Annotated in this window: 19 protein-coding genes; 10 read left to right on the top strand and 9 right to left on the bottom strand. The window is 47.5% G+C overall.

The window, feature by feature from the left end:
• Positions 1-56 precede the first annotated feature (56 nt).
• Both hisI and ACR3I3_RS02730 read left to right on the top strand, forming a co-directional pair.
• On the top strand, positions 57-422 hold the full coding sequence (gene hisI / locus ACR3I3_RS02735; RefSeq protein WP_440953050.1) for a phosphoribosyl-AMP cyclohydrolase: 366 nt from the start codon (positions 57-59) through the stop codon (positions 420-422).
• A gap of 136 nt (positions 423-558) precedes the next feature.
• Positions 559-2,445 carry a PINc/VapC family ATPase gene (locus tag ACR3I3_RS02730; protein WP_440953049.1) on the top strand — a complete coding sequence of 629 codons (1,887 nt, stop codon included), beginning with the start codon at positions 559-561 and terminating at the stop codon, positions 2,443-2,445.
• A 53-nt stretch (positions 2,446-2,498) separates the two neighbouring features.
• Here ACR3I3_RS02730 and ACR3I3_RS02725 read toward each other — a convergent pair whose 3' ends face one another.
• Both ACR3I3_RS02725 and cbiM read right to left on the bottom strand, forming a co-directional pair.
• A complete protein-coding gene (locus ACR3I3_RS02725; protein WP_440953048.1) occupies positions 2,499-2,807 on the bottom strand; it encodes a PDGLE domain-containing protein in 309 nt (102 codons plus the stop codon).
• Entirely contained in the window at positions 2,804-3,460 is a 657-nt protein-coding gene (gene cbiM / locus ACR3I3_RS02720) for a cobalt transporter CbiM (protein WP_440953047.1), read from the bottom strand. Before cbiM ends, ACR3I3_RS02725 begins: the two co-directional genes overlap by 4 nt.
• A 286-nt stretch (positions 3,461-3,746) precedes the next feature.
• Here cbiM and ACR3I3_RS02715 point away from each other — a divergent pair, with 286 nt between their 5' ends.
• From ACR3I3_RS02715 to ACR3I3_RS02700, 4 genes are all read left to right on the top strand, one after another.
• Complete coding sequence (locus ACR3I3_RS02715) at positions 3,747-4,613, top strand: energy-coupling factor ABC transporter ATP-binding protein (protein WP_440953046.1); 867 nt, start codon at positions 3,747-3,749, stop codon at positions 4,611-4,613.
• A 5-nt stretch (positions 4,614-4,618) separates the two neighbouring features.
• A complete protein-coding gene (gene cbiQ, locus ACR3I3_RS02710) occupies positions 4,619-5,431 on the top strand; it encodes a cobalt ECF transporter T component CbiQ (RefSeq protein WP_440953045.1) in 813 nt (270 codons plus the stop codon).
• Positions 5,432-5,521: 90 nt separating this feature from the next.
• A complete protein-coding gene (locus ACR3I3_RS02705; RefSeq protein ID WP_440953044.1) occupies positions 5,522-6,817 on the top strand; it encodes a UDP-glucose dehydrogenase family protein in 1,296 nt (431 codons plus the stop codon).
• A gap of 5 nt (positions 6,818-6,822) precedes the next feature.
• The gene (locus ACR3I3_RS02700) at positions 6,823-7,365 is read left to right on the top strand and encodes a hypothetical protein (protein WP_440953043.1); all 543 of its coding nucleotides are present in this window, start codon (positions 6,823-6,825) and stop codon (positions 7,363-7,365) included.
• Between the two features lie 67 nt (positions 7,366-7,432).
• Here the strand turns inward: ACR3I3_RS02700 and ACR3I3_RS02695 are convergent, their stop codons facing one another.
• On the bottom strand, positions 7,433-7,879 hold the full coding sequence (locus tag ACR3I3_RS02695) for a carboxypeptidase-like regulatory domain-containing protein (RefSeq protein ID WP_440953042.1): 447 nt from the start codon (positions 7,877-7,879) through the stop codon (positions 7,433-7,435).
• Between the two features lie 20 nt (positions 7,880-7,899).
• Entirely contained in the window at positions 7,900-8,382 is a 483-nt protein-coding gene (locus ACR3I3_RS02690; RefSeq protein ID WP_440953041.1) for a carboxypeptidase regulatory-like domain-containing protein, read from the bottom strand.
• A 721-nt stretch (positions 8,383-9,103) separates the two neighbouring features.
• Here ACR3I3_RS02690 and hisH point away from each other — a divergent pair.
• Entirely contained in the window at positions 9,104-9,712 is a 609-nt protein-coding gene (gene hisH / locus ACR3I3_RS02685) for an imidazole glycerol phosphate synthase subunit HisH (RefSeq protein ID WP_440953040.1), read from the top strand.
• Between the two features lie 18 nt (positions 9,713-9,730).
• Positions 9,731-11,053 (top strand): AIR synthase-related protein, encoded by a 1,323-nt coding sequence (locus tag ACR3I3_RS02680; RefSeq protein ID WP_440953039.1) that lies wholly within the window; start codon positions 9,731-9,733, stop codon positions 11,051-11,053.
• A 34-nt stretch (positions 11,054-11,087) separates the two neighbouring features.
• Here the strand turns inward: ACR3I3_RS02680 and ACR3I3_RS02675 are convergent, their stop codons facing one another.
• Complete coding sequence (locus tag ACR3I3_RS02675) at positions 11,088-12,407, bottom strand: NfeD family protein (protein ID WP_440953038.1); 1,320 nt, start codon at positions 12,405-12,407, stop codon at positions 11,088-11,090.
• 20 nt (positions 12,408-12,427) lie between these two features.
• On the bottom strand, positions 12,428-13,186 hold the full coding sequence (locus tag ACR3I3_RS02670) for a slipin family protein (protein ID WP_440953037.1): 759 nt from the start codon (positions 13,184-13,186) through the stop codon (positions 12,428-12,430).
• Between the two features lie 113 nt (positions 13,187-13,299).
• Here ACR3I3_RS02670 and ACR3I3_RS02665 point away from each other — a divergent pair, with 113 nt between their 5' ends.
• Positions 13,300-15,423, top strand: a complete 2,124-nt coding sequence (locus ACR3I3_RS02665) for an OB-fold nucleic acid binding domain-containing protein (RefSeq protein ID WP_440953036.1) — start codon at positions 13,300-13,302, stop codon at positions 15,421-15,423.
• Between the two features lie 82 nt (positions 15,424-15,505).
• Here ACR3I3_RS02665 and ACR3I3_RS02660 read toward each other — a convergent pair whose 3' ends face one another.
• The 3 genes from ACR3I3_RS02660 to ACR3I3_RS02650 all read right to left on the bottom strand — a co-directional run bounded on the left by ACR3I3_RS02660 (position 15,506) and on the right by ACR3I3_RS02650 (position 18,095).
• A complete protein-coding gene (locus ACR3I3_RS02660) occupies positions 15,506-16,114 on the bottom strand; it encodes an orotate phosphoribosyltransferase-like protein (RefSeq protein ID WP_440953035.1) in 609 nt (202 codons plus the stop codon).
• A gap of 75 nt (positions 16,115-16,189) precedes the next feature.
• Positions 16,190-16,669 (bottom strand): NOB1 family endonuclease, encoded by a 480-nt coding sequence (locus ACR3I3_RS02655; protein WP_440953034.1) that lies wholly within the window; start codon positions 16,667-16,669, stop codon positions 16,190-16,192.
• A 70-nt stretch (positions 16,670-16,739) separates the two neighbouring features.
• Positions 16,740-18,095 (bottom strand): ATPase domain-containing protein, encoded by a 1,356-nt coding sequence (locus ACR3I3_RS02650; protein ID WP_440953033.1) that lies wholly within the window; start codon positions 18,093-18,095, stop codon positions 16,740-16,742.
• 157 nt (positions 18,096-18,252) lie between these two features.
• On the opposite strand from ACR3I3_RS02650, the gene ACR3I3_RS02645 reads away from it, so the two are divergent.
• Positions 18,253-19,038, top strand: a complete 786-nt coding sequence (locus ACR3I3_RS02645; RefSeq protein ID WP_440953032.1) for an NAD+ synthase — start codon at positions 18,253-18,255, stop codon at positions 19,036-19,038.
• Positions 19,039-19,053 lie beyond the last annotated feature (15 nt).

Here is a 19,053-nt window from a genome sequence, read left to right as displayed (position 1 = left end):
TACATATTGATTCCTCTTAGTTTTTATAGTTATAGTATGTGTATTAACTGATCAGTATGTTAGATCTTGATAACCTCAAATATGATGACAATGGTCTTATAATTGCCATTGCACAGGATAATAAGACCAACGAGGTCCTGATGGTTGCCTACATGAACAGGGAATCCCTCAAACTTACCATTGATACCGGTATCGCTCACTACTGGAGCCGCAGCAGGCAAAAGCTCTGGAAGAAGGGAGAAAGCTCCGGTCACATGCAGAAAGTGCATGAGATGCTTATAGATTGCGACATGGATGCGATCGTAATGAAGATCGAACAGAAAGGCGGGGCATGCCACACTGGACATCGTTCATGTTTCTACCGCAACATTGAGGGCGATGTTGTCGGGGAAAAGGTGTTTGATCCTGAAGATGTCTATTGATCTTTAAAGAACTGCTTCAGGGAACCTATTTGTTCCTTTGGATCTAGAACAATATCTCTATCCTTTCTCTTTTTCTCTTCTGTTTCATTACTTTCCTGTCAGTTGTGTTAAATAGTTTTGAACGCTAGTTCTTTTTATGGGAAATAAAGAGATTACTAGGATAGTACCGGATACAAGTGTCATTATTGATGGTCTTGTATCTGATATGATCGTTGAAGGGGGATATGAAGGGGCTTCGATCATCATTCCTGAGGCCATGGTCGCAGAACTTGAATCACAGGCGAACCGGGGCCTGGAGATCGGCAACAAAGGTCTGGATGAGCTAAAGCAACTTCAGGAAATGGCAAAAGATGGTATTATAGACATTTCTTTTATGGGTGAGCGCCCTACGGCTGAAGAGAGGAGATATGCCGGCGAAGGTGCGGTGGATGCCATCATCCGCTCCTGTGCGGAAGAAGCAGGTGCTACCTTTATGACTGGTGACAGGGTGCAGTATGATGTTGCTGTTGCAAAGGGAATGGACGTTGAGTACCTTCCACCCAGAAAGGCCGAGTTTATAACTCTGCATATTGAGGATTTCTTCACTGACGATACGATGTCCGTACACCTGAAGAACAAAGTTGTCCCAATGGCCAAGCGCGGTTCCATCAGGAATGTGAAATTCGTGGAAATAAGGGATACTCCATGCACTTCAGGAGAGCTGAAAGAGATAACCCGTGAGCTTCTTGAGCGTGCACGTGCCGATTCGGAGTCATTCATCGAGATGTCACTTAAGGGGGCAACCGTATTGCAGATACGTGACATGCGTATAGCCATCTCGAATCCTCCGTTCTCGGATGACATAGAGATCACAGCGGTGCGTCCTGTGGCATCGGTGAAGCTGGATGAGTACCGCCTGGGAGATAAGCTCAAGGAGAGGATCCTTGCACAGCGCGGAATACTCGTGGCAGGTCCGCCGGGAGCGGGGAAGTCCACATTCGGTGCAGGTGTTGCCACTTTCCTGCATGAGCATGATTACGTTGTAAAGACCATGGAATCCCCAAGGGATCTGCAGGTTCCAAGAGAGATCACACAGTACGCACCTCTTGAAGGGAGCATGGAAAAGACAGCAGATGTGCTATTGCTCGTAAGGCCCGACTACACGATATACGATGAGGTGCGCAAGACCCGTGACTTCGAGATATTTGCTGACATGAGGCTTGCAGGCGTCGGTATGATCGGTGTTGTGCATGCCAACCGTGCCATAGATGCCGTACAAAGGCTCATTGGCAGGGTGGAGCTTGGTGTCATTCCTCAGGTAGTTGATACAGTCATCTTTATTGACAGGGGAGAAGTTGCCCAGGTACAGACCCTTGAATTTACCGTAAAGGTGCCTTCAGGAATGATGGAGGATGATCTTGCAAGACCTGTCATCGTCGTTTCCGACTTTGAGACATCGACCCCGGAGTTCGAGATCTACACCTTCGGTGAGCAGGTCGTCGTGATGCCGATCTCCACTTCAGGTGGAGGAAGAAAGCCGGTATGGTCCCTTGCAGAAAATGAGATCAGGGACGTTGTTCAGCGCTATACCCGTGGCCCCGTCGAGGTTGAGATGGTCTCCGACACAAGTGCCGTCGTGAAGGTCTTTGAGAGCGAGATATCGAAGGTGATCGGTAAGGGCGGTGCTGTTATCGATGAGATCGAAAGGATCGTAGGTGTCCATATCGATGTTCGTGAGCTCAAGGAGCAGGTCCGTAAGACTAAGGTCAAGGGCAGGACTTCAGAAAAGAGCCTGGATGCAGAACGTAACAGGTTCTCTGGAAGCTCCTATCGTCCAACCATCGAGCACACAAAGAAACACGTTATACTGAACGTCCCCGAGATCGCTTCACAGGACGTTGAGATATATGCAGGCGATACATATCTTTTCACTGCAACGGTGGGTCGCCATGGAGATGTAAAGGTCAGGAGCAATTCTGCAATTGCACACAGTATAATGGATGCAGTGGATGACGGTGAGTCCATCCTTGTGAAAGTTTTGTAAGATAAAATATTCAAAAAAAGAGTGGAGGAGCTATCTCCTCCTTTATCATATTTTCAGTTAGCCTTGTTCGCTTTCAGAACCTTTCCAAGACCAAAGCTTATGAGGAGGATAGCTATCGTTCCCGCGGAAATGGCAATGACCTCTCCGAGCTTGCCCTGTCCTTCTATGGAGTAATCAGGCATAGGGGATTCGATCGCTGGCTCTGCTTCTTCAAGACCGGCAAAGGTTTCTTCATCAATAACGCTTTCAGCAGCACTCTCCAGGCCGTCGGGGTCCGGGGATGCAAGGAATGGTGCAAGTACTGATATAAGGAGTGCGATCACAATTCCTGCGTACAGGAGTTTCATGTTCTGGCTTGTCACAATGTAGCCTCCTTTGAACCTTCTGTTATCTTGCTGTCCACAAGGTCAGGACGTGCCTTTGCGATGGCTGCGATCGCAATTGCAGTGATAAGTCCCTCTCCGATGATCCCTATGACAAAGTGGAAGGTTCCCATTGCCACGAGTCCCGGTACAAGCGGGAAGGTGCCTGCGATGCTCATCTCTACTGCTGTTGCAATAGCTGATACGAAGAGTCCCAGCCATGCACCAAAGAACGCTGCTATCCTGATGTCGATCTTTCTGCTCCTGAGTGCAACGAATGTATAGTAACCTACAAAGCCTGAGATGACGCCCATGTTCAGGATATTGGCTCCCATCACGGTAATTCCTCCGTCAGCGAACACGATTCCCTGCACCAGCAATACAAGTGTCAGTACAAGAACTCCGGCAAAAGGACTTCCAAAGATGATGGCTACAAGTGCAGCTCCGACCATGTGGCCACTGGTTCCCATTCCGATGGGTATGTTCAGTGCCTGGATGGCAAAGATTCCTGCAGACAGTGCTGCAAGGATCGGTATTTTCATATCATCCATATCTTTTCGTGCCCACCTGAAGGACATAAAAATGAATGGAAGAGCTATTACCCAGTATACAAGTGCCTGGGACAGAGGCATAAATGAATCCGGTATATGCATTGAATTTCCTCCTTGTTATGAATACTACCACTTTTGTATGATTAAGTATTACATTATTTTACTTTGGTATTACTGCAAACAGTGTCAATTACATATATAAGATTAACGGGAATTCAATTGTCAAAAGATCTGTAAATCAGCTATATGGCACAAAATTCTGAAATTCTTTTCAATAAAAATCAAAAAAAAATAGTTTGAAGATTGTGGCATAATTTATTAATAATAATATATCTTCTTCCTGTCACTTAGCACTGTTAGTACCCGATAATTGGCAGATGAGATCAACATGGCTACTGAAAACCCTATTATTGAACTTAGGAATCTTTCTTACAAATACTCCAGCAGTGATACAAAAGCGCTCGATAGAATTGATCTGTCTATCAATGTTGGAGAGAAGATCGCCATCCTTGGTGCAAATGGTGCTGGCAAGTCAACGCTCTTCAAGCATCTTAATGGTATACTTTCTCCCTCATCCGGTGAGGTGATCATCAATGGGGAAGTGATCTCAAAGAAGACTATCAGAAGAGCCCGTCAGACGGTTGGCATTGTTTTTCAGAATCCTGATGATCAGGTATTCTCCCCAACAGTTGAGGAAGATGTTGCCTTTGGTCCCATGAACATGGGCCTGTCTGAAGAAGAGGTTGAAGAGCGGATAAGGACTTCACTTGAGCTTGTGAACCTGAAAGGTTTTGAGAACCGTGCTCCTCATCATCTAAGCGGTGGGCAGAAAAAGCTTGTTGCTATTGCCGGAGTGCTTGCCATGCGTCCTGAGGTCGTTGTGCTTGATGAGCCCACGGCAGGACTTGATCCTCTCAATGCCGGTCAGGTCATGGATATCATTGACAGGATGAACCGGCAACTTAACATGACAGTTGTGCTCTCCACCCATGATGTTGATATCATTCCTTCATTTGCTGACAGGATATGCATTATCGATCATGGGAAGTTACTTGCAACAGGTACTCCTAAAGAAATATTCCGTGACCATGAACTGATACAGAAGGCCCATCTGCGTATGCCGAGGATAGCTGAGGTCTTTGAACTTCTGCAGGAAGGGGGTATAGATACCCAGATCCAGATCGCTCCCACAGATGCGAGGGATGAGATCATCCGCGTGATTGAGCAGAACAGAAACAAGGTCACCACGGAGTAACATCTATGGGTATAGGATTAACCGATATTGAAAGGGAATCCTACAAGGACAGCCCTGTTCACAGGCTGGATGGCCGTATCAAGATCATAGCTTTTATCAGCATCGTGATCTATGTAGCAGCTCTCCCGAGACTGGATGATGCGAACTTCGCCAAGCTATTGATCCTTGAAAGCTACCTGTTTTTATTGATGATCATCGGGAATCTGAATCTTTTTTATGTACTGGCAAGGATCATTGCAGTAATACCATTTGGTTTGGGTCTTGCGATATTTCAGCCTTTTATAAGGCAGCCTTTCATTGAAACCTTCACAGTTTATCCCTTATCACTCCCCTTCGGGCTGACCATAACCTATGAAGGTATAGATTTCGGCCTCATGCTTATGGCAAGGTTCATTGTGTGCGTGACCTCTGTTATTGTCCTGTCTTCCACAATGAAGATGAACGATTTCGTGGTCTCTGCACGAAGGCTCGGAGTTCCTAGGGAGTTCACACTTCTTTTGACCATGATGGTAAGGTACCTCTTCGTTTTCTGGAGCGTTCTCAAAAGGATACGTGTGGCACAGCAGTCCCGTCTGTTCGATGTCTGGAACAGGGATGTTCCCAGAAGATGGGTCCTTGAGCAGGTAGGTAACACAATAAGTTCACTTTTCGTTCAGTCCTATGAGCAGGGTGAGAGGACATATGTAGGAATGCTTTGCAGGGGATATGGTAACGATCACAGCAACTTCTATGTGCACAGGTCAAAACTGCAGGCGAAGGATGTATCTTTCGTTGTTCTTACCATAGGTTTAATTCTGTTTGTTCATATATTCCTATGAAAGAAGGACCATAAGGCAGGTCTGTATTGATGCAAGACCATTATTATAATATACATCCTTCACAACTTTAGTACTTAGGGGTGATTTTTTATGAAAGTATCAATTATTGGATCCGGCTATGTAGGCTCAGTTACTGCTGCCTGTTTTGCAGAGCTTGGACATGAAGTTATATGCATCGACATCGACGAAAGAAAGGTGCAGATGATCAATGACGGCATCCCTCCTATCTGGGAAGAAGGTCTTGGGGACCTGATGAAAAAGCATGCTGAGAAGAACCTCATCGCAACAGATGACTATGATTATGCCGTTCAGAACTCGGATGTATCTTTTATTTGCGTGGGAACACCATCCAACGAACATGGCAATATCGACCTGTCGATAGTAGGACATGCCTGCAAGAGCCTTGGCATGGCAATGGCAAAGAAGGACGGTTATCACATTGTGGTCGTGAAAAGCACCGTCGTGCCTGAAACCACCGAGGATATAGTCATTCCTTTGCTCGAGGAACATTCAGGCAAGGCTGCCGGAAAGGACTTTGGCGTGGCCATGAACCCTGAGTTCCTCAGGGAAGGGAAGGCCGTCTATGATTTCATGCACCCTGACAAGATCGTTGTCGGAAGTATTGATCAGAGGACTGGTTCTCTTGTTTCCGAACTGTACCGGGGTCTGGACTGCGAGGTAACAAGGACAACGCCGCGTACTGCCGAGATGATCAAGTACGTGAACAATTCCTTCCTTGCAACAAAGATATCGTTCTCAAATGAGATCGGCAATATCTGCAAGCGTCTGGGCATTGACACATATGAGGTCATGAAGGCCGTTGGGGCTGATTTCCGTATCTCCGAGTATTTCCTGAACTCCGGTGCCGGTTTTGGTGGTTCCTGCTTCCCTAAGGACGTACGTGCACTTATCGGCAAGGCAAAGGAGATGGATTACTATCCTTCTCTCCTCGAATCCGTTATCGAGGTGAACGAACTTCAGCCATTGCAGATGCTAGAGCTTCTTGAAAAGCACGCAGGGGATGTCAGAGGTAAAAGAGTGGCTGTCCTGGGCCTGGCCTTCAAGAACCAGACGGATGACATCCGCGAATCACGCTCAATTCCTGTAATAAGGAGACTTCTGGAGCTTGGCGCCGATGTGGCTGCATATGACCCGATGGCAACTGATAACATGAAGGGACTTATCGAGAACATAGAGTACTGCGACAGTGCCGCTGAGGCACTGAAAGGTGCGGATGCCTGTCTTGTCATGACCGAATGGGATGAGTTCAGGGAACTCGGTCCTGAGTTCGACGGCATGAAGGAGAAGGTGATCATCGATGGTCGAAAGATGATCGATCCTGAGAAGCTTGATGAGGATATTGTTTACGAAGGTCTTTGCTGGTGAGTTATATGAGTGGGGGTACTACAAAGGATGACGTCCTGGGGAGGGTCGAATCCTTTGATCAGAGCGTAAGGAGCCTTGAGAAAAGGCTTCGTGCAGTGGAGAGAAGATTGTCGGTTGAAGTTCCTGCAGAGGATGTTGCAGGCACCGTTTTTGAATTACAGCAACCGCAGGTTTCCGGCGATGTCCGAGCTGCAATTGAGACTATTAATAAGCTGAAAGCAGAAGTTGAAGAGTTAAGATCACTTATAGAGGGCTCGATCCGTCAGGACATCGATAAGCTGTCAGACCGGCTGGAGACAGCACTTGCAAAACAGGATGAAAAGCTCAGGCACATCGAGGACCGCAACCGGATAACCATCGGTTCCATCAGGATGCCTGTGGAGCTTTCAGGTATCATGGGTGCCATGCTCCTGTTCATCACAGGAGGTCTGATCTTTGCAGGAAGATGGGATATTCTCAGATCCCCCTATTTTTCCCTTGGGCTGGGACTGGTGCTCGCTCTGGCGGTCCTGTTCAAGTTCTATCGGGTGAACAGGAAGGCTGATTAATCTGTCTTCATCCGGTTGGCCGGTCGATCTGTACAATCGACCTTTCAGTCACTCTGTTTACTCTGTTTTATTGACGGATGACCTTAACAAAGTGTTCGTCATCGTGTTCAATATAGCCATCAGCCATTGTTTTGATGGTAATGTATCCCTCATGCTTTCCCACAGGAAGCGAGATGTTGTCAAGCTTCATCCGGACCTGACCTGAACTGTCTGTAAGTCCTCCGGAAGCAACTGTCCCGGAAGGGTCCCTCAGCACTACATTGCACCCGCCCACAGGCTCCCCGTCGAAGTTGGAGACTGTGATACCGATGGGTCCGGTGCTGGAATTGTTTCCTGATAATGTTATGCTTGTAACATCAGAGGTAGCATACATGGGCCTCGGTGCAGTGGGCGCATTGACTATTGCAGATACGATCACCGCGAAGCCGATCATCCCTATTATGGTCAGGACCACCATGCGTATGGGCAGACCGATGGCTGCTCTTTCATCCCGAACAATGCTCTTTTGTGCCATATTAAAAAAGGAAAGTGGGATCACTTTGTCTTGATGACTATCACTGCGTCTTTTTTCTCGTAATCATAGAATCCATCTGCTGCAATGGTAAGGTCCATGGTGCCTTCGTTCTGGTTGGCACCCATTTCCACCTGTGCAGCGGTGGTTATCAGTGTTGCTTCCCCGTTTATGTCGGTGGTATTGCTGGCCACTCCGCCAAGACCTCGCAGGATTGCGTTCGCGTTACGGACAGGGTTCCCGTCAGGGTCGGTAGCTGTGATCCTGACCACGATGGTCAGAGGGTTCTGTGCGGTAGTGGCATCCACAACGATAGTGTTCCCTGCACTAAGTGTAGCTCCCTGAAGGCCTGCTTCCTCAATGTTCACGGCCATGTTCTTTGTGGGTGGCGGGATAATGGCGATCAGAGCTGCCAGTGCGACCATCCCGACAACGAGCATAACAACTATGTTGATGGGTAGCTCTATCGCCCTTTCATCATTAAAGATAGTTCTTGCGTTTTTCATTCATATCACCTATTGTACCTTTGCCTTTTCAGGCGGTGTTGCAATGGCGAAAATCAGATATAAATATCCTTATTTTTTATAATTATATTAATAATTATCTGGGGTACTTGAATTGAAAAATACCTGGAATTAGCACAGCAATTGGAACATTACCTCTGATCTGATCCTTAAAAATAATTGCAGGATTAAATTTGTTATTGTATAAGGTTCGATAACATCAGTTGCTCTGCAAGTTCCTGGTCATGCTGACATCCATCGGATCATAATGATAAACGTAGATGCAAGTGATCAAAACTTACGTTAACTATGATGTCTTATGATAACGTCAAAAAGTTATCATTCTTAGATCCAAATAATCCATTACTTACCAAAGTCACCATGCAAAAGTTCTGCTATTATTCAATCCCTCTGATCAGTTTGAGCATTTGCACATCTTTTTACCCTTACATAGGACGCCAAATTCCTCACACAGATATATAGAAGGAATTTCCCACTCTTTTTCGTTCTTACACAAACCGCAGTTTCTGCACATACTAACCATTTTCACTTCTTTCCCCGTCAAATCAAACCCACCAAATTTTCGCCATAAATATTGGCAAATATAAAAAAAGTTGTCCTGCATCTTAAAGCCAACGCTCTTCAAAATATAGCTGTTTGTAATGGATGTGAATGACCTCATCATCGCGTTAGATTGATGTACCAAAACTGTACTGTACTCCCCATGAAAAAGATAGTGATAATTGACTATGGGCTTGGCAACCTTCGTAGTGTCCAGAAAGGGCTGGAACACGCAGGTGCGGAAGTTACCATTTCAAAGGACCCTGATGACCTTGAAAGTGCGGATGGTGTCATCCTTCCGGGCGTTGGTGCCTTTTCCGATGCAATGAAGAACATCGTTCCTTTCCTTGATGCAATACACAGTTATGTGGAGTCCGGAAAACCGGTTCTCGGTATCTGCCTGGGGCAGCAGATGCTCATGAGCCACTCAGAAGAGGGCGGTCTCAACGCCGGGCTTGACCTGGTTCCCGGCAAGGTCGTTCGCTTCCCTCACAGTGAACTTAAGGTTCCGCACATGGGATGGAACAGACTAACTATCGAGCAGGACCATCCTTTCTATAACGGAATAGAAGATGGTGCATTCGTTTACTTTGTACATTCATATTATGTGGATACCGACGCTTCACACACCCTTGCGTCATGCGAGTATGGTGTGAAGTTCGCGGCATCGGTTGTCAACTCACAGGGCAACGTTATCGGAACACAGTTCCATCCTGAAAAAAGTGGTGATATCGGCCTGAAGATGCTCAGGAACTTCGTAGATATGTGCTGATATCCCGGAGTGATCTCAATGGATATAGAAGGCTATGCAAGAAAAGGACTTCGAAGGAATGATCCTGAACTTGAGGACAAACTGACAGAACGCATACTTGAGATAAAGGACACTACCCCCAAACACGCACGTTCCCTTGCAAAAGCAGCTATTGTAGAGGCAAAAGCAACACTGAATGTGGAGGGCGATGTACTAAAGTCCACGGTTTCAGGCGTAACCATGGGAGAGTTCGGAGTTGGTTCCCGCGGATTGGGTGACTTCTACGCTCATGAGAAGATCGCAGAGGTCATCGGAAAGACGACCGCAGCGGTCGATACATCCCATCTTGACGATTCAGGTGCTGTAATGAACGAGAAGGGGGATGGTTACATAATCATCACCATCGATGGGATCCACTCCCGTCTCAGTGATTTCCCTTTCCTTGCAGGCTTTCACGTGGCCCGCGCATCCCTGCGTGACGTGTACGTGATGGGTTCCCGACCGGTTGCACTGCTTTCTGATATCCACGTTGCAGACGACGGTGATGTTGCAAAGATCTTCGATCACATTGCAGGGATAACCACCGTATCCGAGCTCACAGGTATCCCCCTTGTAACAGGCAGCACCCTGCGTATCGGAGGGGATATGGACATCGGAGAACGCATGACCGGTGGTGTTGGTGCTGTTGGTACCGCCACGGACCTGACCTCCCGTGTGCAGACGCAGGTGGGAGATGTTATCCTCATGAGCGAGGGTGCAGGTGGAGGAACCGTTTCCACTGCAGCCCTTTACTACGGGATGCACGATGTGGTGGATGAGACCATCAATATCAAGTTCCTCGAAGCATGTGAGGCCCTCATAGCGTCCGGCCTTACAAAGCACGTGCATGCAATGACCGACGTGACCAATGGTGGTATCCGTGGCGATGCAAAGGAGATCTCAAGGACCGCTGGCGTCAAGCTGGTCTTCGATGAGTCAAAGATGCGTCCGCTTGTCAATCCGAAAGTGCTCGATATGCTGGAAAAGCTGGAGATCGATTACCTTGGCGTATCACTCGATGCACTGCTGATCATCGCTCCCAGGGAATATGCAGACGACATCATGAATACCGTCAGGGATGCAGGTGTGGATATCGATATAATCGGAGAGATAGTTGAAGGCACTGGTGCAGAGATCATGATCGATGGCAAGATGTGTGATTTCACCCCGCGCTTCAGGGAGTCCGCTTACACCCCTATCAAGAAGATGATCGGGGACGAGGAGCCAAGGGACTTTGAAGAGATGAAGCTAGCGATCGATAACGCTGCACAAGAAGCCATTGACAAGAAAAGAAAGGTTATAGAAATGATAAAGAGGAAGTGAGATCTCACTTCCCTAAACTGCTTTTTCCTTTAGTTCATTCTTCTTCTTCTTCTTCTTCCACTTTTTTCACAAACAGAAGCGGTCCCTTGACGTCGGTGATAATTACACTGTCACCCACTTCCAGGTCGTCCTCTGATCTTGCTTTCCAGTATTCTCCTCTGTATCTTACGAAGCCTTCCGAACCGGCATTGATCTTATCGAGGGCCTCTGCAAGGTCTCCTGTGGGTTCTTCTCCGATGATCGGTTTGCGATGCCTGACCTCAAGAACCTTGTAGAAAACGAATACGAACAGCAGTCCAATTACGATGGTAGGTGTGACGATGGCAATTATCATTGTCTGCTGAACGTCTGCAGGCGTATACCAGCGCGGGAAGTCCATTGGCACCAGGAATATGCTTCCCACTATCAGGCAGATGAAACCGGCTATTCCGAATATGCCAACTCCCGGCGCCTGTAGTTCGAGAACGAACAGCACCACCCCCAGCAGTATCAGGAAGATCGCAGCGATGTTCACATCAAAACCCATTCCCACAAGTCCCAGTGAGATGGCCACGACACCAAAGATCTCAGCTCCTGCTCCGGGGTTCGAGATCCCGATAACAATGCCGTATATTCCAAGCATTATCAGCAGCGATGAGATAACGGGGTCTGAGATTATGTTCATGAAGCTCAGCCTGAGGTTCGGTGTATACGTATCAATGGCAGCACCGCTGGTGTTCAGCTCCTTTCCCTTTACAGTTTGGCCATTCACCTGCTCAAGGAGATCCTCAATATCAGTAGCCACATATTCGATGACCCCTGCTTCCAGTGCTTCCTCAGCATTGAGGTTCAGGTTCTCTGTGATGAACTTCTCGGCAGCTGTCTCATTGCGCCCGTGCTGGTTAGCTTTCTCTTTTGCAAGTGCCACGATGGCATTCACGATTTTATCATCCTCAACGGGTTCGACCCCTCCCGTGGAAACGGTTACCGGCTGGGCAGAACCGATCACTGTAAAGGGGGCCATTGCAGCAACATCGGTCCCAAGGAGGATCAGTGTTCCTGCTGACCATGCTTTTGTCCCGCTTGGATAGACATAGCCTATCACCGGGACCTCTGACCCATCTATGGCCTCAATGATCCTGAGGGTCTCATCAACCCCGCCTCCGGGGGTGTTAAGGGTTATGACAAGTGCTTCATAGTCTTCCTGCTGGGCTATCAAGAGTGCATCGACCACAAGGTCATCGGAAACAGGAGTTATCGCATCGGAGAGTTCCAGTACAAGGACCTTTTCCTCAGCAGAAGCACAGGCAGGGCTCAGGAGCAATACCAATACCAAAAAAAGAAAAGGGATAAGAGGTGATGTTCTTTTCAGCATTTGATCACCTTCTTAAAGGTTTATTTCTTAGAGATTGCTGAGGTCATTGCAACGATATCTCCCGTGTCCGTTGAATTAGTGACCACGATTAGGTTCTTCTCACGTGCGACCTCGGCAATGGTCTGCAGTTCCCTTAGCTTTAGGGATGCAGGCACTTCCTGATAAAGCTGTGCAGCCTCTTTCATCTTTTCTGCGGCCATGAACTCACCTTCGGAAAGGATTATACGTGCACGCTTTTCCCTTTCTGCCTCTGCCTGCTTTGCAATTGCACGAAGCATGGTGTCATCGATGCTGACATCCCTTAGGGTGACTCCTGTGACCTTGATACCCCATGGGTCTGTGGAAACATCGAGCAGTTCCTGGATATCCTTGTTGATGGTCTCACGTTCAGAGAGGAGCTGGTCAAGTTCGATCTGTCCGATAACGTCCCTGAGGGTCGTCTGAGAAAGCATTGCAGTTGCAAATTTGAAGTTCTCTACCTCTGTGATCGCATAGGCAGGTTTGATGACCTTGTAATAAACAACAGCATCTACAGCGACAGTAACATTATCTTTTGTTATGACCGCCTGTTTCGGCACGTCAATGGTGACAACTCGAAGATCTACCTTCATCACTGTATCGATGATAGGGATGATCAGGAAAAGTCCCGGTCCCTTCACTCCACTAAGCCGACCCAGCCTGAAAATAACGACACGCTCGTATTCTTTGACCATCTTGAGTGCTTGGGATAAGATGATAACGGCAATTACAATTATAGGTATTATGTATTCTTCTATCATGGTAACCTCTCCCATTTTATATGGAAGAAGTTCTAATAAAAAACTATTGCTTGTGGAAAGTCCCTGTACAAGCAAAGACATAAATCTAACATAAACAATTAAGTCTTGATACAATGAGAGAAGAGTGCAATGAGTGTGGAGGCAAGGGATATGAGGTCATCTCCACTGAAAAATGTTCTGAATGCAAGGGTACTGGAAAAACAAAGTCTGTCAACCTTATGAGCCTTTCACAAAAGGATGTGGGCAGCTTTTTAAAAGATGGATCTTCCTGCCCGAAATGCGGTGGGAAAGGTGAAATAGAGGTCAGAAGGACATGCGAAAAATGTAACGGCACAGGTGCCTTCTACAAATGCGATGTATGCGGCAAACCTATCGACGGTCCGATCGACGGCAAAGAAGCCTGCAGCACATGTGGCAAGGTCGATATCGTACACGTGCTGGACGACTCCTGTAACCAGGAAGAGCTTGAGGTCGGTAAGCTGTACCAGGCCAGAGTGAACAACATTGCTAATTTTGGTGTTTTCGTGGACATGAACTCCAACCTTCGAGGACTCATACATTCAAGCAATCTCAGCACTCCTCTTGAACAGGGCGATCCTGTTATCGTCGAGGTCAAGGAAGTACGACGCGATGGAAAGATGGACCTGATCCCAAGGCATGTAAAGGAATTCAACATAGTGGAAGTTGAAAAGTCCATACCCATCAGGAAGTCCACAGAGCTCGACAAGTTCATCGGGAAGCTCATCAAGGTCGAGGGAGAGGTCATACAGGTCAAGCAGACCGGTGGCCCTACCATATTTACAGTATCAGATGAAGAAGGTCTCATTTCCTGTGCAGCATTTGAGCGTGCAGGGGAACGTGCCTACCCCGAGATCGATGCCGACATGATAATAACAGCCACCGGAGAAGTGACATCACGTGCCGACAGGCTTCAGGTGGAGGTCAAGAGCATGAAGCGTCTCTCCGGTGCAAAGGAAGAGGCCGTCAAGAAGCGTATCGATGAGATCCTTGACAAAAGGGCTGAACCTGCGGAGATCGAGTTCCTTGTAGAGAGTGAGGTTCTTGAAAAGCTCAGGCCTGCAATGCGCCAGGTGGCCAGGGAGATCAGAAAGGCCATTATGAAATCAAAGCCGATACTGCTTCGCCATCATGCCGATGCGGACGGAATGACCGCAGCAGTCGCCATTGAGAGGGCGATCCTCCCGATGATAACAGAGATAAACGGCGCTGATGCGGAATATCATTATTACAAGCGTGCTCCATCCAAAGCACCATTCTACGAGATGGCAGATGTAACCAAGGACATTTCCTATGCCCTTGAGGATGCTGCCAGGCACGGACAGAAACTGCCACTTGTCGTCATGGTGGACAACGGTTCCACGGAAGAGGACGTACCATCCATGAGGCAGGCCCAGGTCTATGGCATAGACATGGTGGTTGTGGACCACCATCATCCGGATGAGATCGTTGACCAGTACCTGCTGGGCCATGTGAACCCTGCACACGTTGGTGGCGATTTCGGAATGACCGCGGGAATGCTTGCGACCGAGGTTGCACGTATGATAAATCCTGATGTGACGGATGAGATCAAGCACCTGCCTGCAATTGCTGCGGTGGGTGACAGGTCCGAAGCGGAAGAGGCAGAGGTCTACAAACAGATGGTCTCCGACCGGTATTCACTGGAAGACCTCAAGGAAATAGCCCTTGCTCTTGATTTCGAAGCATACTGGCTTAAGTTCAGCAGTGGTAAAGGCATTGTTGATGACATCATGGACCTTGGCGACAAGTCCAGGCACAAAAATATCGTGAAATTGCTGTGCGAGCAGGCGAATGCCATGATAGATGAGCAGCTGATCGCATGTATGCCGAACGTAAAATCCCAGGATCTGCCGAACGGTGCTGTACTGAATGTTCTGGACGTTGAGAACTTTGCACACAAGTTCACTTTCCCTGCACCGGGTAAGACGTCTGGTGAGGTACATGACCGCATGTGCCAGAAATTCGAAGGAAGGCCTATCGTCACAATCGGATACGGACCTGATTTTGCTGTGATCCGCTCAAAAGGTGTCCTTATGAACATCCCTCAGATGGTACGTGAGCTTCGTGAGGAGATCATAGGTGGCGGTGTGAACGGTGGCGGACACCTCGTTGTCGGAAGTATCAAGTTCGTAGAAGGAAAGCGTACCGAAGTCCTCTCCAGGCTTGTTGAGAAGGTCGGTTCTGTGGGAGTGGAGTAATTCCTCTCCTCTATCAGCTTTTTTAAAATAAATTTAAACTAAAAAACGATTTTTAAAGACTTAAAAAGGGGATATCCCCCTTTTAGTCCACACGTGTGATGCGCACCAGTGAGCTCATCGGTACATTTGCAATACTATCTGAGTTCATCTTGTCCAGGATCACAGCAATTGCAACAGGGTTGGCTTCTACCTCTCGGAGCTGTTCTATAACGTCCCTTATGGTGGCGCCTGATGATACAACATCATCCACTATGATGCAGTTCTTTCCCCTTACGTCAGCGAAGTTCCTGCTGAAGATACCTCTCTGACTCTTGTCCTTCTTGTCATCATAGTCGTGGAAAACAGCAAATTCAAGGTCAAGCTCTTCTGCCATTATTGTGGCTATGGGTATTCCGCTAAGTCCGATACCTATCACGACCTCAGCTGTTTCATCTGTAGTTTCCAGTGACTCTGCAACCATATCACAAAGTGCCTGTGATACGCATTTGAGCCTGAATGAATTCTGTCCGATACTGCTCCAGTTAACGGATATGTCCTTTGGTGCAGGTGGGACTACGTCCTTCTTTGAACGTGTCAAAAGCCATGTTACGGTTTCCCGGGATACGTTGAGCTCGTTTGCTATCTGACCTGTGACAAGACCGTTAGCCTGCAGTTCAACTGCCTTCTGGATCATTTCTTCTATGTTGTTCATATTATCCCAGCTTTGAATCTCAATTAAAAATATTCTTTACTCTGTCTTTCAATTTGTTATAGGTCATATCTACGGTTATAGTTTTCTTTTCCTGACCTTCTTCAATGGTGATCCGCAAACAGGGCATTCGTCCCCTTTATCGAACTTACGCCTGCAGGCAGTGCACTTCTTTCCCCATACCAGAACATCCTTTATCTTCTTCTGGGCAATGGGCCTGAACTTGATCCCAAGGACTGATGCGACGTTCTGTACCGCATAATCGTCGGTGAGCAGGATCGAGTCATCTTTGTACTCATATGCCTTTGCGAGGATGTCGATATCTGTTTCGGAAAGCTCCTCAACATCCCTCGTCTCTTTCGAAAGGGAAACCACCTTTTTCCTGATGTCAGGATCAGGCTGTTCGACCCGGGTTCCCGTTTCGCAGGCGATCTCAAAGCGCATGAGGGCTTCCTGGCTCTTCATCTCATTCCTGACAGCAGGTACTGTTATGAACTGAGATGTGTCACCTTCGTAGCCATAAATAAAAACTGCAGAGTCTGTAATATAGAATGTCATATTATTCTGGTCCGGCCTGTGTTCGTATTTTGATATTTCTCATCAGGCTTATAACTATCCGTCCTTCTCTTCAAAGGGAGGAAGGTAATATGATGTCAATACCGTAATCCCTTATCTCGAACTGCCTTATTCCCGTATCGTGTGCACTACCGCGCATCTTGAGGACGGAGATCGTCTTTTCTGTCTGGTCTTCCCTTTCCCTTAGGGCAAGCAGGACAGATGTATCCATTCCATAGTCACTGACATCCCTGATAGCTCTGCTGGCATCTGTTGTCTGTGCGAACAGGGTTGTTATGCCGTTGGACCTGAAGATATCTGCAAGGAGCTTTATATGGTCCTTCGCGTCATCCTTTGTCATCAGATCATTGAAAACATGTATATCATCAACGAAAACACGCTCAATGTCCATTTTCTTTATCATTGCTTTGAGCTTGATGGCGTGTTCCCCGGCTTCCAGTTCCGATGGGTTGGTGTACAGGACCTTTACCAGATCCGAAGAGACATGTTCGCTGAGGTCATGGCCGATAGACCTTGAGTTGTTCATCGTCTGCATTTCGGACTCTACAAAGGAAACGATCAGCCCTTTCTCTCCGGAGTTCGCTCCTCCTGCAATGAACTGTGTTCCGATGGAGGTCTTGCCGGTACCACCGTCACCTGAGATGAGCATGGTGGACCCTTTGAATATTCCTCCTTTTGTCATGCTGTCAAGCCCTGGAACACCTGTTGGGATGCGGGCAGTCGAATGTGGTATGTCCGGTTCAGGCAGCTCCTGCTTGTGAAGGATCATTCCCTCTTCAGTTATCGTGAATGGATGCTTTCCGGTCCTGTAGCTCTGCCCTCTCAGTTTAAGGATCTCAAGGTGGCGCACCCGGCGTTTGTTGGCTTCATCATTGGAAAGGTAGATCACACCGTCGGAAATATGGCTCAGGTCGCTTGTCATGAGCTCTTCTTTTGTGAACTCTGCTGTGGCTATAACAAGGGCATCCCATTTTTTCATGCGCAGGAACAGGTCATAATAGAACCTGCGCTGTGCTTCCTTGTCAAGTGTGCTCCCGATAGCTGTGAGCGGGTCAATGACGATCCTGTCCGGTTTGATCTTCTCGATGGATTCCTCGAGGTTCCACATGAACGAATAGATGCCTTTGTCAAGTGTTTCGGTGCCGATAGGTATGTAGTTCATGTTGCCTGTGGACAGCAGGGAGATATTGTAGAAACTGAGCTTTGACATGAAGTTGTTGACCATTGCAATAGGTTCGTTCAGTGATGTGACATACATGCACACTTCCTTTTTCCCGGAAGCATTGAAGATCGACTGCATTGCAATTGTGGTCTTTCCGGATCCGGCAGGACCTGCTATCAGTATGGCAGAAGGTCGCGGGAATCCGCCTTTAAGGATCTTGTCAAGACCCAATATCTCAGATCGCATCAGATTCATTATAGCACCTACAATATATATTTTAAATAAATTCTCTTACTAATGTATTAAAGGTTATGTCATATACTGTTCACCTGAACATGAGATCTAAATATGGATCTGTTCATAACATTACACCTTATAATATCATCAAACGGAAGTTGATATCATGGACATAGAAAAAGCGAAGGACATTATTGTGGATTTTATCAGTAAAAAGCTTGAAGAGGCAGGGATTCCTGGAGCTGTTGTGGGTATCAGCGGTGGTATCGATTCAGCACTTGTGGCATATCTTACTGTTGAAGCTCTGGGTGCCGAGAACGTAATGGGTATCCACATGCCCGAGGATGCAACTCCTGAATCTGAGATAAATGATGCAAAAGAGGTTGCAGAGAGGCTGGGTATCGACTTCAAGATCATATATATCTCTGATATCCTTAATACTTACAAGGACGCGATGCCTGACATCTCAGAGGCCACAGCTCCTGTGGACGGGAACCTGAAAGCAAGGATAAGGATGTCCGTCCTTTACTACTATGCAAACATGCTTGGCAGGGCTGTCATGGGAACCGGTAACAAGACCGAGATCCTTCTTGGATACTTCACAAAATACGGCGATGGTGGTGTCGACCTTGAGCCCATCGGTGACCTTTACAAGACCGAGGTAAGGGAGATGTCAAAGATGCTTGGCCTTCCTGAAAGCATCCTTAACAAGGCACCTTCCGCAGGGCTCTGGGAAGGTCAGACCGATGAGGCGGATCTGGGTGTTACTTACGAGAACATCGACAAGGTGCTGGAACCCATACTTGCAGGTGAAGGTCATGAACGTGTCAGTGCCAGGACCGGAGTTCCCCTGGAGGATATTGGTTCATTGCTGAGGCGTCTCAGGGCCAACATGCACAAAAGGACAACACCTCCGGTAGCTGATCTCGATGAGCTTCGGGAAGACTGGTAATTGCAATACTGAACA

The sequence above is a fragment of the Methanococcoides mangrovi genome, assembly GCF_052057775.1.
Taxonomy (GTDB): Archaea; Halobacteriota; Methanosarcinia; order Methanosarcinales; family Methanosarcinaceae; genus Methanococcoides.
The sequence above is the reverse complement of the archived record's forward strand: the minus strand, read 5'-3'. Positions and strand labels throughout refer to the sequence as shown.

Bases quoted from the DNA above. Each gene is read 5' to 3' on its own strand.
- hisI (WP_440953050.1), top strand. From the start codon at position 57: ATGTTAGATCTTGATAACCTCAAATATGATGACAATGGTCTTATAATT.
- ACR3I3_RS02730 (WP_440953049.1), top strand. From the start codon at position 559: ATGGGAAATAAAGAGATTACTAGGATAGTACCGGATACAAGTGTCATT.
- cbiM (WP_440953047.1), bottom strand. From the start codon at position 3,460: ATGCATATACCGGATTCATTTATGCCTCTGTCCCAGGCACTTGTATAC.
- ACR3I3_RS02715 (WP_440953046.1), top strand. From the start codon at position 3,747: ATGGCTACTGAAAACCCTATTATTGAACTTAGGAATCTTTCTTACAAA.
- cbiQ (WP_440953045.1), top strand. From the start codon at position 4,619: ATGGGTATAGGATTAACCGATATTGAAAGGGAATCCTACAAGGACAGC.
- ACR3I3_RS02705 (WP_440953044.1), top strand. From the start codon at position 5,522: ATGAAAGTATCAATTATTGGATCCGGCTATGTAGGCTCAGTTACTGCT.
- ACR3I3_RS02700 (WP_440953043.1), top strand. From the start codon at position 6,823: ATGAGTGGGGGTACTACAAAGGATGACGTCCTGGGGAGGGTCGAATCC.
- ACR3I3_RS02695 (WP_440953042.1), bottom strand. From the start codon at position 7,879: ATGGCACAAAAGAGCATTGTTCGGGATGAAAGAGCAGCCATCGGTCTG.
- ACR3I3_RS02690 (WP_440953041.1), bottom strand. From the start codon at position 8,382: ATGAAAAACGCAAGAACTATCTTTAATGATGAAAGGGCGATAGAGCTA.
- hisH (WP_440953040.1), top strand. From the start codon at position 9,104: ATGAAAAAGATAGTGATAATTGACTATGGGCTTGGCAACCTTCGTAGT.
- ACR3I3_RS02680 (WP_440953039.1), top strand. From the start codon at position 9,731: ATGGATATAGAAGGCTATGCAAGAAAAGGACTTCGAAGGAATGATCCT.
- ACR3I3_RS02675 (WP_440953038.1), bottom strand. From the start codon at position 12,407: ATGCTGAAAAGAACATCACCTCTTATCCCTTTTCTTTTTTTGGTATTG.
- ACR3I3_RS02670 (WP_440953037.1), bottom strand. From the start codon at position 13,186: ATGATAGAAGAATACATAATACCTATAATTGTAATTGCCGTTATCATC.
- ACR3I3_RS02665 (WP_440953036.1), top strand. From the start codon at position 13,300: ATGAGAGAAGAGTGCAATGAGTGTGGAGGCAAGGGATATGAGGTCATC.
- ACR3I3_RS02660 (WP_440953035.1), bottom strand. From the start codon at position 16,114: ATGAACAACATAGAAGAAATGATCCAGAAGGCAGTTGAACTGCAGGCT.
- ACR3I3_RS02655 (WP_440953034.1), bottom strand. From the start codon at position 16,669: ATGACATTCTATATTACAGACTCTGCAGTTTTTATTTATGGCTACGAA.
- ACR3I3_RS02650 (WP_440953033.1), bottom strand. From the start codon at position 18,095: ATGCGATCTGAGATATTGGGTCTTGACAAGATCCTTAAAGGCGGATTC.
- ACR3I3_RS02645 (WP_440953032.1), top strand. From the start codon at position 18,253: ATGGACATAGAAAAAGCGAAGGACATTATTGTGGATTTTATCAGTAAA.